Consider the following 15,809-nt stretch of genomic DNA (forward strand, 5'->3'; position numbering starts at 1 on the left):
GCCCTCGCGACCGGCCCTACTACGAGGCGGGCGTTTAAAACTGTACGCCCGATGCAGGATCGGTTCAACAGGAAGTCACACTGGGTTTACCTCACTGTGCCCGGAATTTGCTTTTCTCGATGCACGACGTGCTAAACGGGCTGCAGGTTGCATGCCTGTCGCAGCTTTGGCACAGAGTGTGCCGCGCGTCGTTCAGTTCTACTGTTCTACTGTTGCATCGTTTCGCTCGTCATCACTGGCTGTTCAATCCTGGGCCGCGCCGCGGCGGAGAGCAAATCATGGATCGTTTCGATACTGTTCGTCTTGCCGCATTTTCCAGCCTCGGCGCCAATCCCGGCCCGCAAGTCGGCGCGTTGCCCGAGCGCCTCGACATCGTATTCATCGAGAATTTCATCGGCCAGACGGTCATCGGTATCGATAGCAGCGAGTTGCATGTTGCGCAACCGGTGCGTGTGAACCTGGCTATCGGCGTGCCAGCGATCCGCGCCTGCGCGACGGACCGGATCGAAGATACGGTCAACTACGCGGCCGTGCGCGGGGCGCTGCTCGATCTGTTCGCGTCGCATCGCGTGCGGCTGCTGGAGGCGCTTGCCGAGACGATCGCGCAACGGCTGATCGCCGACTTCGGCGCGCACTGGGTGCGCGTATCGCTCGCGAAGCCGGCCAAGTTCGCCGACCTCGCGGCCGTCGGCGTGCAGATCGAGCGGCGTCGCGGCGATGGCTCGGCGGCGGCCGTGGGTCTCGCGCGGTACGCGTCGCTGGGCGAGGGGCTGGTGCCGAATTGAGGGGGGCGCCTAGCCGGGCGCGCCTAGCGGGGGGCGCCTAGCCGGGGGCGCCGAGCCGGGCGCGCCGAGCGGGGGCGCGCCTAGCCGGGCGCGCCGAGCGGGACGCGCCAAACGCCCGGCGCGTTTCAGGCCGTGGTCATTTCGCCACGGTCGACGTCTTCTGCGGACCGAGTCCGCACGCCTGATATGCGCTGGTTTGCAGCGCGCGGAAGCGCCTGGTTTGCGCCTTCGCAAGATCGACGCGGAATTCCGCGCCGCCTTCGCCGCCAAGCGTCGCGTACTTCGAGAAGGTCGACTGGTCGACGAATTCGTCGTACGGCAACGACGCGGCCATCTTGTCGATCACGCACGAGCACTTGTAGACGTTCGCGAAATCGTGGCCGTTATCGTCCATGCAGCTGAGCACGTATTCGACGCGACCCTCGGTCGGATAGCTGTAGCCGCCCGCCCACGCGAGCGGCGCGGCGAGCAGGAGCGAGGTAAAGGCGAGAAGCGCGCGACATCTGTTGGTCATTGAATGCCTCTGCGAGAGCATTGAGCCTGCTTCGCGAACCGCTGCGCGAGATGCGTGCCTTGCGGCCGCGAGGCGACGGGATGCGCGAGGAGGCGGGGCCGGCAACGGCGCCGCGTCTCCTGCGCTTGCGTGCGCCGTCAGTTCGGCGCGAACGGATGCGCGACGCTGCCCTTCTTCGCCAGCACTTCAGCCGCGCTCGGGTCGCCGCTGACCGCGCGCTTGATGGCCTCGCGCGTCGCCTGATAGTTGAACTGCTGGATCTTCTTGTCGTCCTCGGCCTGCCAGTGAATGAACACGCCGACGCAGAGGAACAGGTCGTCGGCTTCTTCCTGCGGGATCGTGCCGTCCTCGACACTGTCGGCCACCGCGAGCGCGACCGCGTGCTGCGCCGGGCCGAACATCTGCACGGCCTGCTTGGCGCCTTTGATCGTCACCTTGTTGAACAGGATCGTATTGGGCTTCGTGATGAGATTGGGCGCGACGACGGCGAGCAGCGACGTGAAGCCGTCCTTGTTGTTGGTGAGCGCGTTGCAGAACGCGGTTTCCGCAGCCGAACCTCGCGGTCCGATCAGCAAGTCGATGTGCGCGACCTCGTTGCCGTCGCCGACGAGCGACTCACCGATCATGACGCGGTTGATCTTGGCCATTCTGTTCCTCCAAAAGAGTAGGTATGGACCTGCTGACGAGGCGCCGCCCGCGATCGTCCAGATCAGCATCGCGAGAGCGGTGCGGGAAGGCACGGCGGTACTAACTAACAGGTTCCGTGCCAGTTGTTGCTAAGGGCCTGCTGGCGCGCCTGTCCGGGTCGTGTTCAGTCCAGACGATTCAGGGTTAACCGCGCCCCTCGACGCAGCGCGCAAGAAACAGCGTGGCCACCGCGAGGTCCGCGCTGGTGCCGGGATTGATCGCGCGGGCCTTCAACTCGGCATCCCAAGCATCGAGTTGCGGATCGCTTGCCGAGCGGCGCGCGGCGGGTCGCGCCTGGCGCCAGCGCGCGTGCTGTTCGCGTGCCACGAGCGTGACACTCTGCGCCAGCGCGCGGCCGTGCTTGCGCACAATGTGAGAGTCGGGCCAGCCGCCGAGGAACGTGAGAAACACGTTGAGCATCGCGATTTCGCCTGGATCGGCGGGCGCGGGTTCGGGCGTTGGTCTCGAGGCTTCGAAGTAGGCGGCGAGGCCGGTGTCGAACAGGTCGGCGAAACCGTTCGCGTACTGCCGCGCGATGCTGTCGCGTTCGCTGGCGAGCCGCATCGCGTCGCGCAGGCCGATCGTCGGCGGTGCGTGGACCGATTGCTCGGGCGCGTCGCCGAGGCCGCCGGGATTGGCGAGCGCGATCGCGCGGTAAGCAAGCCGAGCGTCTTCGACGTCGAGCCGGCTCAGCACGTCGCCGACGGCCGCGCGCCACGCTTGCGCCGACACCGGCGGTTCGCCGGTGTCGTCGAGGGCCGCGGCGAGCGGCGCGACCAGCAGCACGATGCCGAGATTCGTATTGCAGCCGACGGCCGCGCGCGTGTGCGTGACCGCGTCGAGAATGCGCTGTCCGACGCGCTCGCCGCGCGCGAATAGCGCGTCGAGCGACGCGTCCGCGCTGGCGAGGAACTGGGCCGCGTGCATGCCGTGGCCGGGGCTTTGGGTGCTGACGTTGCCGGGTTTCGGGGTGGTGACGTCGAGCGCGCAGGCTTCGAGGAAGGCCGCGCGCGCGCGCTCGACGGGAATCGCATGAGTGTCGGGCATCGCGGCTCAAGCCCGGCGCTGCGGAGACTGCTCAGGCAACCCGGCGCTAGCGGCTTGCCCGGCCAGCCTGCGATCGAGCAGATCGTCGACGAGCGCCGCCGCGACATCGAGCGGCACGACCGACTGCAAACCGCGCCACGCGGCCACGCCGTTGACTTCGAGCACGAGGGGCAGCGCGGCGTCGTCGGCATTCGGGATCAGGTCCACGCCCGCGTAGTCGAGCCCGAGCGCGGCGGTTGCGCGCACTGCCGTCTGTGCGAGCGGGACCGTCAGCTCGGCGGGCTCGCAGCGCGCGCCTTGCGCGACGTTGTGAATCCAGCCCTTGCCGCCGCTGCGCCGCATCGCCGCAACCGCCTTGCCGCCAATCACCAGCACGCGCCAGTCGAAACCGGGCCGGTCGCTTGCGGCGAAGCGCTGCAGATAAGCGACCTGCCGATAACGCGCGAGCGACGGCAATGGCGCGAGCAGCCCGCCGCGCGCGCCGAGCCGTTTGAGCCCGTGGCCTTGCGAGCCGAACAGCGGCTTGAGCACGACCTGACGGCCGGCGGCCGCTTCGCGCATCAGTACGCGTTGCGCGAACGCGGCGGATTCGCCGGCCCAGGTGGCCGGTGTCGGCACGCCCGCGCGATGCAGCAGGAAGCTCGTCATCGACTTGTCGACGCTGCGCTCGATCGCGCGCGCGTCGTTGTACACCGGCACGCCCGATTCACGCAGCGCGTGCAGGATGCCGAGCCGCAGCGTCACCTGCTCGAAGCTGCCGCCGGCGATGCCTCGTACGAACACCGCGTCCGGCAGCGTGCGGCCGAAGCCCGGGATCGCGAGGCCGTGCGGCAGCCACGTGGTGTCGATGCGGCAATCCGCGAGATCGACGCAACGCGCTTCGGCGCCGCGCGCGCGGAACGCCTTTTTCAGCCGGCCGGTGTGCCAGCCGGTTTCGTCGGTCATGATCGCGATGCGCACGCCTGATGTGATCATCATCGTGCGACGGACTCGCCGCCCCACTGTTTGCGCAGCAGGCCGCCGTCGAGCCGGCCGCCATGATAGGTCGCGCCGCTTTCGAGGCTGCTGACCCACACCTCGGCGGGCGCGAACAGCGCGGGATCGATCTGATAGAAGTCGAAGTTGACGGCCGTGAAGACGTCCGCGAACGGCCGGCCGTAGTCGCGCGAATTGGCGGAGGGGAGGGTGTCGGCGAGACGTTGCGCGATCTCGTCGTGCTGGACGCTCAGGTGCACGCGGCCGCCGTACAGGATCGCGTCGTTGGTGCGGCCCATCGCCTGAATGCCGTCGGGCGCGGGCGGCGGCAGCGGCGCCGAGCCCGTCCCCGCGACGATCTCATCGAGCGGCACGCCGAGCACGTGCACCTTGTGCAGCGCAACTTCGACGACGCGGGCGACGACCTGTACCGTTCCCGCGACAGAGTGTGTCGGCGTGACGATCAGCGTCAGGTGTTCGGGCGCGAGGCCGCAATCGTGCAGCACCTTGTCGATCACGACCTGCGGCGGCAGGCGGTCCACTTCGAGCACCAGCGCGCCGCGCTCGTGGCGGTCGCGATAGCCGAGTTCGTCGAATAGCGGCTCCTTGACCGCGAGCGCGCGCGCGGGCCCCGAGCCGAGCGAAAAGAATTTCTTGCCGCCGGTCTGCTCGCTGGTCGCCGACAGGCTCCAGCCCGCGTACTGGCTGCCGAGACAGGCGAGCACCGGCGACGATGTGCTGACCTCGAGCATCGTCGGCCACAGCGGCGCGGCGTCGAAGTTCGCGCGTACCGCGACGCGGCCGAGACCGCCCATGCAGATGCGCGCGATCAGCACGCCGGCGTCGAGGCTGCCGCGCGCGTCGACGCCGGCGTCCGCGATCACGGTGCCATCGCGCGTGCGCGTCAGTGCGACACCGAGCTGTGCCGCTTGATCGACGAGCCGTGCTACGAGGCGCTCTGAAAGCGCGTTCACGCTCGGCAACGCGGCGGGCGGGGAAGTCTCAGCTGTGGGCGTGGAGGCAGGCATGGTCGGGTTCATCGCAGGTTTCGATTCGTTGGACGACGCGTTCGTGCTGCGCGTCGAGCGCGGTGAGCACCGCGTCCACCGATGCCGCTCGCGCGTGCAGCGTGCAGACCGGCTGCCCTGCGTCGATGTGGGTGCCCGGCATCGGCACGTCGCGGCATTGCGGATCGCGCAGGCAGGCGTCCGATAACGCGGCCGAGACGCTGAACGGCCGCTGCGCGAACAGCACGCGCTGACCGGCACGCCAGCGCGGCGCGCGGGCGAGCGCGAGGCTCGCGGCCGACGGCGCGCGGCCGTGGCGGCACGCGTCGAGGTGGCAGGCGAGCAGGCCGGCCGGCCATGCATCGGGCGACGCGGTTTCGTAGAGCGCCATCGTCGACGAAGGGCGCGGGTTGATTTCGAGCACGTCGAACGAGGTGCCGTCCGACAGGAAGTCGCAGCTGTTGATGCCGACGAGGCCGGTGTTTGCGCACAGCGCGTCGAGCGCTTGCTGGACGTGCGCGATAAACGCTGGCGGCAAGTCGATCGGCCCGATCGAGCCCGCATGCACGAAGCGCAGATCGCCGATCGCGCAGGTGAATTGCTCGGCGAAACCGATCAGATGCGCGCTGCCGTGCGTGCCGATGAAAAGCGCCGACAGCGAGCGGCCCTGGCCAATGCGCTGGAAGTAGCCGTGCGCGGAGTCGGTCGTCAAATGGAACGAGTCGGCCGCCTCGATATGCGTACCGCCACAACCATCCGCCTGCTTGAACAGCCAGCCCTCGGCCGTCGCGGGCCGCTCGAACGACACGGCCGGATGCGCAATCCGCAACGCGTCGAGCAGCGCGAAAAAACGCCGCGGCTCGCGCACGGCTGCGATCGTCTCGGCAGCGTTGCCGAGAAAGCGCGGCAAGCCGGATTCGCGGCACAACTGAGGCATCAAAGGTTCGAGCCCGCTGCCGCCGATCCAGCCAAGCAAACCCGGCAAGCGCGCGATACGCGCAAGCGCATCGACGAGCCGCGCCCGGTCGATCCCGAGCGCGCCATCATCACGGCCGATGTCGAACCATAGCTCGGCGGCCTCGCGCGTGTCGCGATCGCCGAAGATATCGAGCGCGGCGACATGCAGGCCGGCGCGCGCCGCGGACTGCGCGAGCAAGCGCGCGGACTGCCCGACGACCGCGACCAACGGCGCATGCATGAGCGGGCGGTGCGACTTCATGACGACCGCGCTCAGCCGAGACCGGCCGCGACCGCGCGGGCCTCGTCGTAGGCTTCCGGGAAGCCCAGGTAGACCGGCTTACCACCCGTGCGCATGCGCATGAAGAGGCGATGCTCGACCTGATACTTGACGTTGCCGATCGCCAGCGCGCCGATGCCGACCGCGCCCGCGTTCGGCACGCCGTCGATCGGCTTGCCGTCGTTCATCACGTTCACGCCGGCGATCCCTTCGGGCGGCACCGCGTTGACGTCGGCGGCGACGAGCAGGCGCTTCGCATGCACGAGGTCGTCCCGGCCGACCACCTGCGCGCCCGCGACGGCGGTGGCGAGCACGATTTCCGCGTCGGCGAGCGCGCCGCGCAGTTCGTCGGGCGTCGTGGCGCTGATGCCGTTCGTGAAGATGCCGAAGCGCTCGTTGACTTCGGCCGAGACCCCGAGCGCGCGATTGCGGTCGTGGTGGCTCGCGATCGTCACGTCGGCGCCGCGCGACGCGGCGATCGCCGCCGCGATGCGCCCGACCGCGCCCGTTCCGCCGAGAATCAGCACGCGCTTGCCGCCCAGCTCCACGCCGTGCTGTTTGCCCAGATGCCGCTCGACCAGCGCGACGAGCGCGGCCGCGGTCGTGTACGAACCGCTCGGATCGGCGAACACCGAGACCTCGAACGGCGGGACCATCGCGCGGCGCGCGGTGTCGAGCATGTCGGCGGCCTGCATCACGTCCCGTCCGCCGATGAAGATGCCGGTGCGCGACACCCCTTTCGGGCCGCGCGAGAAGATCGCGTCCTGCGTCAGATTCGCGACCATGCCCGCTTCGACGTTGCAATACGGCACGATGACCTGATAGCCGGCATCGGCGGCCATGTTGACGTCGAACGGACTCATCTGTGGCGTGGCCGTGAACATGTGCAGGATGTAGGGCCTTTCAAGGGTTTCTGACATGGCGGGGCTCGTTTTAGTGGCAATCTCGGGGACGGCGCAAGGCAAGGCCGCGCCGCGCGTGGCAGCGCCTTATGTAAGCGGCGGCCTGAGCGGTGCAGCGCATCATGCGGCGTCGATGTGCGGCGCGCGCGCCTCGGCACCGCTGATCGCCGCGCCGCTATTACGGCCCGCGACGACGCTGCATTCGATATGCGGCAGCGCGCTCGCGACGGCGCGCGCGGTCGCGAGCGCGCGGTCGGCCTCGCGCGCGCTCGCGAGCACCGCGAAGCCAGTCGGGCCCCACGAGGTCTGGCCGATGCCGGCGGTGCGTTCGGCGGCGACCGCGCGCAGTACGTGCTCGACGTCGGGACTCGCGAACACGCCGCCTTGCGCGCTCGCGAAATATTCGCCGATGGTCTGCTGCAGCTCGGTGAGGCCGTGCGCGAACGGCGCGAAGTTATGTTCGGCGGCGCCGGGCAGGATCTGCATCAGCACCAGATGGCACAGATGCGCGGCGAGCCGCTGCGGAAACGGCGCGAGCGATGCGAGCGCGCTGCGTTCCTCGTTACCGTGCAAGCCCTCGCGGCTGTTGTCGCTGACGAGCAGCACGCGCCACGGCTGCGGAAACGGCTGGCGCGACAGCAGCGGCGGCATGCTCTGGCGCAGATCGCCGGACGGGCCGCCATCGAGCAGCAGGCCGCCGCACTCGAAGCCGAGTATGCCGATGCCGGAGCGGGCGCCGCGCCCGAGCAGACTGGCGAGCTCGGCGCTCCGCGCCGGCTGGCCGACGAGGCGCGCGAACGCGGTGCCGACCGCCAGCGCCAGCTGCGTGCCGGAGCCGAGGCCGGTGTGCGCGCGTGGTGCCTCCAGCACGTCGATCGCGAGTGTCGCCGGTCCATAGGCGGCCTGCAGCCGCGCGAGACTCAGCGCGATGCGCTCGCGCTCGGCCTCGCTGACCACGCCGCCGATCTGCTCGCGTTCGGCGAGCCGCGCTTCGATCCGCGTGCCGTGCGTATCGATGACGAGCCCCAGGCTGCCGAACGCACGCCCGAGCGACGCGTTCGGATCGAGAAAGCCCAGATGCAGCCGCGCGGGCGCATCGATCGTGATGGGGGCGCGTGGCGGCAGGCGGCGGAGCTGAAGCGGCATCTCGAGTGTCCTCAGGTGTCCTTGCGGGTGCGCAAGACCGGGTTCGGCCGCGGGGCGTCCGCAACGCGTCGCGGGTTCCAGCGATAAGTGCACCCGGCGACGTCAAGCGAAAGCCGTACCAGGCACGCGCAACGGCCGCCGCCGCGGGTTGTGCTCATTGGAACCTCTAACCGGGCACGCCGCGCCCCACGCGGTTCGCCGCGGCATGGACGCTGTGTGACGCCGAAGGCGCACTGTGTCACGCGCTGTTTCATCCGGCGACAGGAACGCGCGTCAACTGCCTTGCGTGGGTTTGGGCGCGTCGTACTTGATATAGCGGAAGCGCTGATCGTCGGCGGGCGTGCCTTCGAGCGGGCCGTCCTCGCGGCCGGGCTGCCAGTGGACCACCGATTCGATCTTCGTCGCGAGCGCGAAGTCCTTGTCGGTGATGCCCTTGGCGCTGTGCGTCTTCAGCTTCACGGTCACGAATGCGTACGAGACCGTCAGATCGGGGTGGTGCCAGGCGGCTTCCGCGAGGTGGCCGACGGTGTTGACCACCATCAGCGTTCCCTTCCAGCCTTCGGTGCGGTATTTGCGCCGCAGCCAGCCATCTTCCAGATACCAGTGCTGCAGCGGACCGACGAGGCGCTGCTGGATCTCTTCGTCGGTATAGACGTGCTCGGTGTTTGCCATGGCTGTTGCTCCTCGAATGCGCGAATCGATCGCCGAACGAAGCATCGTTGCAAGTGACAGGCCCGTGCCGCGGCGTGTGATTCGCAAAGGACACGATTCGTATCACGCAAGTGACACAGTATGTGCCGCATCGCGTGACGCAGGCCCTTCAGCTTACCGCCATGCAAGCATCGGCGTGCAACGCCCGAGTGCCGCGACACCTCTCGCGTGCCGAGTCGCCGGGGCAGCGCAGCCAATAGCAGCAAACGTTGCCGCTATTCCGGCATGGAATATGCGTCGGCCGTTCATGCGTCGCGAAGCCCGACATCGAATCGGGATAGCGCGTTAATCGTTACCTGCACTCGAGAAGGCGCGCACGATGCGATGAGGTAGCGTGGGTCATTCGTGAGTTGAACAGCAGGACAATTCTGGAGGAGACATGAACTTACGCACTGTAGTTCTTGGGCTCGCGATCCTCGCATCCGCAGCCTTTGGCTCTCTGGCTGCGCAGGCCGATTCGCAGCTCGACGGACTGATGAAAAACCCGGCCAACTGGGCGGCCCAGGCGGGCGATTATGCGAATCACCGCTACAGCCCGCTCAAGCAGATCAACGAGAACAACGTCGGCAAACTGCAGGTTGCATGGACCATGTCGACCGGGGTGCTACGCGGCCATGAAGGCGCGCCGCTCGTGATCGGCGACACGATGTATATCCACTCCCCGTTTCCGAACAAGGTCATTGCGGTCAACCTGAAGGATCAGACGTTCATCTGGCAGTATCAGCCGAAACAGGACGAGCAGGTCGTCTCCGTGATGTGCTGCGACACCGTCAATCGCGGTCTCGCATACGGCGACGGCAAGATCTTCCTGCAGCAGGCCGACACCAAGCTCGTCGCGCTGAACGCGAAGACGGGCGACGTGGTGTGGACCGCGCAGAACGGCAATCCGAAAGCCGGTGAAACCAATACCAACGCGCCGCACGTATTCGGCGACAAGGTGCTGACCGGCATCTCGGGCGGCGAGTTCGGCGTGCGCGGTCGTCTGATCGCGTACGACATCAAGACCGGCAAACCGGCCTGGACCGCGTACAGCACGGGCCCCGACAACGACATGCTGCTCGACCCGGAAAAGACGATGACGTACTCGAACGGCCAGATGGTGCCGGTGGGCGCGGATTCGTCGATCAAGTCGTGGAAGGGCGATCAGTGGAAGCTCGGCGGCGGCACCACGTGGGGCTGGTATGCGTGGGATCCGAAACTCAATCTTGTGTACTACGGTACTGGCAATCCGGGCACATGGAACCCGACGCAACGTCCGGGCGACAACAAATGGTCGATGTCGATCTTCGCGCGCGACCTGAATACCGGCAAGGCCAAATGGGTCTACCAGATGACGCCGCACGACGAATGGGACTATGACGGCGTCAACGAAATGATCCTGTCCGATCTGACGATCAACGGCAAGCAGGTGCCCGCGATCGTGCACTTCGACCGGAACGGCTTCGGCTATACGCTCAATCGCGAAACCGGACAGCTGCTGGTCGCGCAGAAGTACGACCCGGCGGTGAACTGGGCCGACCGTGTCGACCTGCAAAGCGGCCTGCCGATCCGCAACGCGGCGTACTCGACGCAGGCGGCCGGCTCCGATCACAACGTGAAGGGCATCTGCCCGGCGGCACTCGGCTCGAAGGACCAGCAACCGGCGGCATACGATCCGAACTCGCACCTGTTCCTCGTGCCGACCAACCACGTCTGTATGGACTACGAGCCGTTCGATGTCGACTACGTGTCGGGACAGCCGTATGTCGGCGCCACGCTGTCGATGTATCCGGGCCCGAACGAGGGCAACGCGATGGGCAACTTCATCGCGTGGGATGCGAGCAAGGGCAAGATCGTCTACTCGAAGCCGGAGAGGTTCTCGGTGTGGTCGGGTGTGCTGGCGACCGCGGGCGGCATCGCGTTCTACGGCACGCTGGAAGGCTACCTGAAGGCGGTGCGCATCAAGGACGGCAAGGAACTGTGGCGCTTCAAGACGCCGTCGGGAATCATCGGCAACGTCTTCACGTATGAGTATCAGGGCAAGCAGTACGTCGGCGTGTATTCGGGCATCGGCGGCTGGGCCGGCATCGGCATGGCGGCAGGTCTGGAGAAGCCGACCGAAGGTCTGGGTGCGGTCGGCGGCTACAAAGATCTCGCGAAGTACACCGCGCTCGGCGGCACGCTGTTCGTGTTCGCGATTCCTGGCGAAAAGAGCTGAACGAACGGCTGAAATGAAAGGCTGAACCAGCGGGGCGGCTTGAACAGGCACGGCCGCCCCGTCAGCCTCGCGCAAGCATTGAATCACCCCCAGATCGCGCCCGTTGGTGGATGCGTCGATGAATCGCATCGGGGCGCGGCTTATTCCCAGATGGAGACATGTGCATGAAAGGCCGATCTATCCTGTTGCTCACGGTGTTGCCCGCAGCGCTCGTCGTGCTGCCCGTCGGATACGCGCAGAACAATCCTTCGATTGCGCAGGTCGCGTACAAGGTGGTCGACGGCACCAAGGTGGACAGTAATACGCTGCAGGGCTGGAAGACGTGGCGCGCGCTTGCCTGCGAACGCTGCCACGGCGCGCAGCAGCAGGGCATGGTCGGGCCGTCGCTGATCGACGCGTTCAAGACGCTGGACAAGACCGAGTTTCATCGCACGGTGTTCGGCGGCCGGGTGGACAAGGGCATGCCCGATTTCAGCACGAGCCAGATGATGCAGAAGAACTGGGAAAACCTCTACGCGTACCTGAAAGGGCGCTCCGATGGACAGATCAAGCCGGGCGATCTGCACGCCATCGACGCCAAATAACGCCGTGCCGTCATTCTTCCGGAGGCTCGCGATGCGTGATAAGAGAAGCATGTCCGTGCATGTCAGCGTGATCGCGGCCGCGTTGTGCGGCGCGGCGCTCGCGAGCGCCGCGGTCCGGGCGGACGGCCCCGCGCTGCCGAACAACGACGGCGCGGACGGCGTGCTCAGGGTGTGCGCGGACCCGAACAACATGCCGTTGTCGAACGACAAGGGCGAGGGCTACGAGAACCGCATCGCGGCCCAGATGGCGAGCGACTTCGGCTACAAGCTCGAATACACGTACTTTCCGCAGCGCATGGGCTTCGTGCGCCACACGCTGCGCGAGAAGGAGGACGGCAGCGAGCGCTATCGCTGCGACCTGATCATCGGCGTGCCGAAGGGCTATGACATGACGTCGACGACGCAGCCGTATCTGCGCTCGACCTACGCAATGGTGCTGCCGAACCGCCCCGAGTTCGCGAGCATCAAGACGCCCGACGACCTGCTGAAGCTGCCGCCCGATCAACTGCACAAGCTGCGCTTCGGCATCTTTTCGCAAACCCCCGCGGTGGACTGGCTGCTCGGCCACAACCTGATCGACCAGGCGGTGTCGTACCAGGTGCAAAGCGGCGATCCGGCCGTGTACCCGGGCCAGATGATCGAACACGACCTGCGCGCAGGCAAGGTCGACGTGGTGTTCCTATGGGGGCCGATTGCCGGCTACTTCGCAAAGCGCGCCGGTGATTCGGTCAGACTCGTGCCGTTCCCGCCGGGGCCGGGCATCCGCTTCGACTACACGATTTCGATGGGCGTGCGCTACGGCGAGAAGGACTGGAAGGACAAGGTGGATCAATGGATCGGCGCGAATCACGACAAGATCGACAGCATCCTCGCGACCTACCAGGTGCCGATGCTCAAACCGGTCGACGCGCCGGCGGGCAAGCCTGGCGACGCGTCGCCATGACGCGCGCGGGCGGCGCCTGGCTGCGCGCGGCACGCGCCGCGCTGATGGGGACGCTGTGTGTGCTGTGCCTCGCGCCAGCCGTCGCGCGTGCGGGGAGTCCGGCGTCGGCGCCGGGCGGCGACGAGATCACGCCGGCCGAGCGGCTGATTTTTCTGACCGATCATCTGCACGGCGTCGCCGCGCAGACCGAACTCGACTACGCGCTGATCGATTCCGGGCAGCCGTCTCGCAGCGCCGATGTCGTCAAGGTGCTGGTGCTGAGCGAGAACAACGCGAAAGGCGACGCACAGGTGTCCGACCGTAGCGGCAGCGTGAACCTGCCGATCGGCGGCCTGCAGTGCAATCCGGCGATCATTTATTTTCTCGAACACGACATCGCGGAGATGCAGGGTCTCACCGGCGGGCAGCGCCGCTATTTCCAGCAGCGTCTGCGTCTGGCGCTCGCCGCGGGGCCGCAGATCGAGAGCGTGCCGAGCGAGGTCGGCGGCAAGCCGGTCAGCGCGCGGCGCATCGTCGTGCGGCCTTATCTGAACGATCCGAACGCGGAGCGCTTCGCACAATACACGGGCAAGCGCTACACGTTCCTGCTCGCCGACGGCGTGCCGGGCCAGGTCGTGCAGATCCGCACCGACGTGCCGGGCCCGAACAACGACTTTGCGCATCCGGCGCATACGGAGTCGTTGAGCTTTCAATCGGCACTGAATAAGTTGCCTTCGGGCAAGGCGCCGGCGAAACCGTCATCGAATGCGCCGCGAGCGAGTCGCTGAATCAAATGCAGAACGCGAGTTTCGCGACGAACCGGGTCAAGCTGAATTTCGTTCGCACGCTGACCCTGCGGCAGTTGCAGATTTTCGTCGTCGCGAGCCGCTATACGAGCTTCGCGCGCGCGGCCGAGGAGCTGCATCTGACGCAGCCGGCGGTGTCGATGCAGATTCATCAGCTCGAAGAGGCGGTCGGCCTGCGGCTGTTCGAGCGCATCGCGCGCAAGCTCACGCTGACCGAAGCGGGCGAGGTGCTGACCCATCACGCGAGCCGCATTCTCGGCGAAATCAAGGACACCGAAGACGCGATGATGTCGCTGAAGCAGGCCGACAGCGGCTCGATCAACGTGGGCATCGTCAGTTCGGCGACCTACTTCGCGCCGAAACTGCTGGCGATGTACTCGCATCTATACCCGAAGGTCGACGTGCACTTCTCGGTCGGCAATCGCGACGCGTTGCTGCGTCTGTTGCAGGACAACGCGATCGATCTCGCGATCATGGGCCGCCCGCCGCCCGAACTCGATACGACGGCCGAGCCGCTCGCGAGTCATCCTCAGGTGGTGATCGCGCCGCTCGATCATCCGCTGTGCGGCGCGCGCCGCTTCGATCTGCAGGAGTTGCGCCGTGACACCTTCCTGCTGCGCGAGCCGGGCTCGGGTACGCGCATGGCCGCCGAGGCGATGTTCCGGCAGCATCTGTTCACACCCGCGAAAACCATCACGCTCGGCAGCAACGAAACGATCAAGCAGGCGGTGATGGCGGGCATGGGCGTGAGTCTGATCTCGCTGCATACGTTGCAGCTGGAGTTGCGCACCGGCGAGATCGCGCTGCTCGACGTGAACGGCACGCCGATCGAACGCGCGTGGCAGGTCGTGCATCTGCGCACGAAGCAGCTTTCGCCGACCAGCATGATGTTCCGGCAGTTTCTGCTCGAGCATGCGGCGGTGCATCTGGAGCAGGAATATGCGCAGTTTGCAGGGGTGTTTGCGAAACCGCCGGTCGGCGCGAAGCGGTAGCGTCATGCGCGCGTTGCGCGACTGCGCTCGTCGGCTTGCTGGTGAACGACGCGTCCCAGGCCGCGTCGATGGCACAGTCTGTACCCGGCTGTCGTGACAGGCTGCCAACTTTTCGCATTCGATTTAACTCTTGGGTCCCGTGCTCACGATCGGCATAAACCATGCTTGAACGGAAGGCTGGCGAGCCTTGAAGCGCGTCGACGTTCGAGCGTCGTGCAAATAAACGCCAGCCACCACGGAAGGGGATCGCAGCGATGGTTTCTGGCGAGCAGCTTCAGGACTGGCGTTCTCACGCCCAGCGGATCGAAAACGAAGTCGCGAGAGTTGTCGTCGGTCAGCAGCAAACGCTGAGGCTCATCAACGTCGCGTTGTTCGCACGCGGCCACGTGCTGCTCGAAGGCGGCGTCGGGGTCGGCAAGACGACGGTGTTGCGGGCGTTCGCGCGCGTGGTCGGCGGCGACTTCGAGCGCGTCGAAGGGACGATCGATCTGATGCCGGGCGACCTCGTCTATCACACCTATGTCGATGCCGACGGCAAGCCGCGCATCGAACCGGGCCCGCTGCTGCGCCACGGCGAGCAGCTGACCACCTTCTTCTTCAACGAGATCAATCGCGCGCGTCCGCAGGTGCAATCGCTGCTGTTGCGCGCGATGGCCGAACGTTCCGTGTGGGCGTTCGACCGCGAGCACCGCTTTCCGCACATGACCGTATACGCCGACCGCAACAAGGTCGAGAAGGAAGAGACCTTCGAGCTCGCGTCGGCGGCGCGCGACCGCTTCCTGTTCGAGCTGAACATGCCGACGCCGACCGACGAGGAGGCGCGGCGCAGCCTCGTCTTCGACACGAGGTTCCACGACGTCGACGGCCTGCTCGCGCAACTGACGCCGTCGATCGTGCCGTGGGAGCAGTTGAACCGGATCGGCGCGGCGATCCAGCAGGGCGTGCAGGCGAGCGAGACGATCGAGCGCTACGTGCACGACATCTGGCAGGCGACGGAAACGCCGGCGCGCTTTGGCATCGCGCTCGACGGCGTCGACATGGAGCAGCTGATTCTCGCGGGCGCAAGTCCGCGCGGCATGAGCGCGCTGCTGCGGGCCGTGCGCGTGGTCGCGTGGCTCGCGGGACGCACGCATCTGCTTCCGGAGGACATTCACGAAGTGCTGCTGCCGGCGCTGGGGCATCGGGTGTTCTTCACACCGATCTACGAGCTACGCCGCCAGGAGCTGGCCGAGGCGCTGATCGCGCGGATCGTCGCGAACGTCGCCGTGCCTCGCTGACCGGCGGCGCGCGCACCACG

Annotated in this window: 16 protein-coding genes; 7 read left to right on the forward strand and 9 right to left on the reverse strand. The window is 66.9% G+C overall.

All coding sequences use genetic code 11. The features are described 5' to 3' along the window. The first annotated feature begins 278 nt into the window (after positions 1 to 278). Positions 279 to 785: a dihydroneopterin aldolase gene (locus HDG33_RS32395; protein WP_184039128.1), complete on the forward strand. Its 507-nt coding sequence runs from the start codon at positions 279 to 281 to the stop codon at positions 783 to 785. Positions 786 to 921: 136 nt separating this feature from the next. Here the strand turns inward: HDG33_RS32395 and HDG33_RS32400 are convergent, their stop codons facing one another. The 9 genes from HDG33_RS32400 to HDG33_RS32440 all read right to left on the reverse strand — a co-directional run bounded on the left by HDG33_RS32400 (position 922) and on the right by HDG33_RS32440 (position 8,972). Further along, on the reverse strand, positions 922 to 1,299 hold the full coding sequence (locus HDG33_RS32400) for a hypothetical protein (protein ID WP_184039132.1): 378 nt from the start codon (positions 1,297 to 1,299) through the stop codon (positions 922 to 924). Between the two features lie 137 nt (positions 1,300 to 1,436). Continuing rightward, positions 1,437 to 1,946: a formaldehyde-activating enzyme gene (fae, locus tag HDG33_RS32405; RefSeq protein ID WP_090809086.1), complete on the reverse strand. Its 510-nt coding sequence runs from the start codon at positions 1,944 to 1,946 to the stop codon at positions 1,437 to 1,439. A 184-nt stretch (positions 1,947 to 2,130) separates the two neighbouring features. After that, positions 2,131 to 3,033 carry a triphosphoribosyl-dephospho-CoA synthase gene (locus tag HDG33_RS32410; protein WP_184039135.1) on the reverse strand — a complete coding sequence of 301 codons (903 nt, stop codon included), beginning with the start codon at positions 3,031 to 3,033 and terminating at the stop codon, positions 2,131 to 2,133. A gap of 6 nt (positions 3,034 to 3,039) precedes the next feature. Continuing rightward, positions 3,040 to 4,011 (reverse strand): RimK family alpha-L-glutamate ligase, encoded by a 972-nt coding sequence (locus HDG33_RS32415; protein ID WP_184039138.1) that lies wholly within the window; start codon positions 4,009 to 4,011, stop codon positions 3,040 to 3,042. Next, complete coding sequence (gene mch, locus HDG33_RS32420; RefSeq protein WP_260330658.1) at positions 4,008 to 5,048, reverse strand: methenyltetrahydromethanopterin cyclohydrolase; 1,041 nt, start codon at positions 5,046 to 5,048, stop codon at positions 4,008 to 4,010. Before mch ends, HDG33_RS32415 begins: the two co-directional genes overlap by 4 nt. After that, a complete protein-coding gene (locus HDG33_RS32425; RefSeq protein WP_184039141.1) occupies positions 5,011 to 6,234 on the reverse strand; it encodes an ATP-grasp domain-containing protein in 1,224 nt (407 codons plus the stop codon). The genes mch and HDG33_RS32425 overlap by 38 nt, the downstream gene beginning before the upstream one ends. Positions 6,235 to 6,245: 11 nt before the next feature. Further along, the gene (locus tag HDG33_RS32430; protein ID WP_184039144.1) at positions 6,246 to 7,172 is read right to left on the reverse strand and encodes an NAD(P)-dependent methylenetetrahydromethanopterin dehydrogenase; all 927 of its coding nucleotides are present in this window, start codon (positions 7,170 to 7,172) and stop codon (positions 6,246 to 6,248) included. A gap of 102 nt (positions 7,173 to 7,274) precedes the next feature. Then, on the reverse strand, positions 7,275 to 8,300 hold the full coding sequence (locus HDG33_RS32435; RefSeq protein WP_184039147.1) for a beta-ribofuranosylaminobenzene 5'-phosphate synthase family protein: 1,026 nt from the start codon (positions 8,298 to 8,300) through the stop codon (positions 7,275 to 7,277). 273 nt (positions 8,301 to 8,573) lie between these two features. Next, complete coding sequence (locus tag HDG33_RS32440; RefSeq protein ID WP_184039150.1) at positions 8,574 to 8,972, reverse strand: 4a-hydroxytetrahydrobiopterin dehydratase; 399 nt, start codon at positions 8,970 to 8,972, stop codon at positions 8,574 to 8,576. Between the two features lie 418 nt (positions 8,973 to 9,390). On the opposite strand from HDG33_RS32440, the gene HDG33_RS32445 reads away from it, so the two are divergent. The 6 genes from HDG33_RS32445 (at position 9,391) to HDG33_RS32470 (ending at position 15,789) form a co-directional block, all read left to right on the forward strand. Further along, on the forward strand, positions 9,391 to 11,208 hold the full coding sequence (locus HDG33_RS32445) for a methanol/ethanol family PQQ-dependent dehydrogenase (protein ID WP_184039153.1): 1,818 nt from the start codon (positions 9,391 to 9,393) through the stop codon (positions 11,206 to 11,208). A 164-nt stretch (positions 11,209 to 11,372) separates the two neighbouring features. Then, positions 11,373 to 11,792 (forward strand): c-type cytochrome, encoded by a 420-nt coding sequence (locus HDG33_RS32450; RefSeq protein WP_184039156.1) that lies wholly within the window; start codon positions 11,373 to 11,375, stop codon positions 11,790 to 11,792. Between the two features lie 31 nt (positions 11,793 to 11,823). Beyond that, positions 11,824 to 12,735, forward strand: coding sequence for a substrate-binding domain-containing protein (locus HDG33_RS32455; protein WP_184039159.1), 912 nt, complete (start codon positions 11,824 to 11,826; stop codon positions 12,733 to 12,735). Beyond that, complete coding sequence (locus tag HDG33_RS32460; RefSeq protein ID WP_184039162.1) at positions 12,732 to 13,502, forward strand: hypothetical protein; 771 nt, start codon at positions 12,732 to 12,734, stop codon at positions 13,500 to 13,502. The genes HDG33_RS32455 and HDG33_RS32460 overlap by 4 nt, the downstream gene beginning before the upstream one ends. Before the next feature lie 5 nt (positions 13,503 to 13,507). Continuing rightward, positions 13,508 to 14,512, forward strand: a complete 1,005-nt coding sequence (locus HDG33_RS32465) for a LysR family transcriptional regulator (protein WP_184039165.1) — start codon at positions 13,508 to 13,510, stop codon at positions 14,510 to 14,512. Positions 14,513 to 14,766: 254 nt separating this feature from the next. Next, entirely contained in the window at positions 14,767 to 15,789 is a 1,023-nt protein-coding gene (locus HDG33_RS32470; RefSeq protein ID WP_184039168.1) for a MoxR family ATPase, read from the forward strand. Positions 15,790 to 15,809: the final 20 nt, after the last annotated feature.

The organism is Paraburkholderia sp. Cpub6 (assembly GCF_014201065.1).
GTDB lineage: Bacteria > Pseudomonadota > Gammaproteobacteria > Burkholderiales > Burkholderiaceae > Paraburkholderia > Paraburkholderia tuberum.

What these genes read in the sequence shown, in the direction of transcription:
- HDG33_RS32460 (WP_184039162.1), top strand. Translation starts at nt 12,732, where the DNA reads ATGACGCGCGCGGGCGGCGCCTGGCTGCGCGCGGCACGCGCCGCGCTG.
- HDG33_RS32415 (WP_184039138.1), bottom strand. Translation starts at nt 4,011, where the DNA reads ATGATGATCACATCAGGCGTGCGCATCGCGATCATGACCGACGAAACC.
- HDG33_RS32435 (WP_184039147.1), bottom strand. Translation starts at nt 8,300, where the DNA reads ATGCCGCTTCAGCTCCGCCGCCTGCCGCCACGCGCCCCCATCACGATC.
- HDG33_RS32395 (WP_184039128.1), top strand. Translation starts at nt 279, where the DNA reads ATGGATCGTTTCGATACTGTTCGTCTTGCCGCATTTTCCAGCCTCGGC.
- HDG33_RS32400 (WP_184039132.1), bottom strand. Translation starts at nt 1,299, where the DNA reads ATGACCAACAGATGTCGCGCGCTTCTCGCCTTTACCTCGCTCCTGCTC.
- HDG33_RS32440 (WP_184039150.1), bottom strand. Translation starts at nt 8,972, where the DNA reads ATGGCAAACACCGAGCACGTCTATACCGACGAAGAGATCCAGCAGCGC.
- mch (WP_260330658.1), bottom strand. Translation starts at nt 5,048, where the DNA reads ATGAACCCGACCATGCCTGCCTCCACGCCCACAGCTGAGACTTCCCCG.
- HDG33_RS32450 (WP_184039156.1), top strand. Translation starts at nt 11,373, where the DNA reads ATGAAAGGCCGATCTATCCTGTTGCTCACGGTGTTGCCCGCAGCGCTC.
- HDG33_RS32445 (WP_184039153.1), top strand. Translation starts at nt 9,391, where the DNA reads ATGAACTTACGCACTGTAGTTCTTGGGCTCGCGATCCTCGCATCCGCA.
- HDG33_RS32470 (WP_184039168.1), top strand. Translation starts at nt 14,767, where the DNA reads ATGGTTTCTGGCGAGCAGCTTCAGGACTGGCGTTCTCACGCCCAGCGG.
- HDG33_RS32430 (WP_184039144.1), bottom strand. Translation starts at nt 7,172, where the DNA reads ATGTCAGAAACCCTTGAAAGGCCCTACATCCTGCACATGTTCACGGCC.
- HDG33_RS32410 (WP_184039135.1), bottom strand. Translation starts at nt 3,033, where the DNA reads ATGCCCGACACTCATGCGATTCCCGTCGAGCGCGCGCGCGCGGCCTTC.
- HDG33_RS32425 (WP_184039141.1), bottom strand. Translation starts at nt 6,234, where the DNA reads ATGAAGTCGCACCGCCCGCTCATGCATGCGCCGTTGGTCGCGGTCGTC.
- fae (WP_090809086.1), bottom strand. Translation starts at nt 1,946, where the DNA reads ATGGCCAAGATCAACCGCGTCATGATCGGTGAGTCGCTCGTCGGCGAC.
- HDG33_RS32455 (WP_184039159.1), top strand. Translation starts at nt 11,824, where the DNA reads ATGCGTGATAAGAGAAGCATGTCCGTGCATGTCAGCGTGATCGCGGCC.
- HDG33_RS32465 (WP_184039165.1), top strand. Translation starts at nt 13,508, where the DNA reads ATGCAGAACGCGAGTTTCGCGACGAACCGGGTCAAGCTGAATTTCGTT.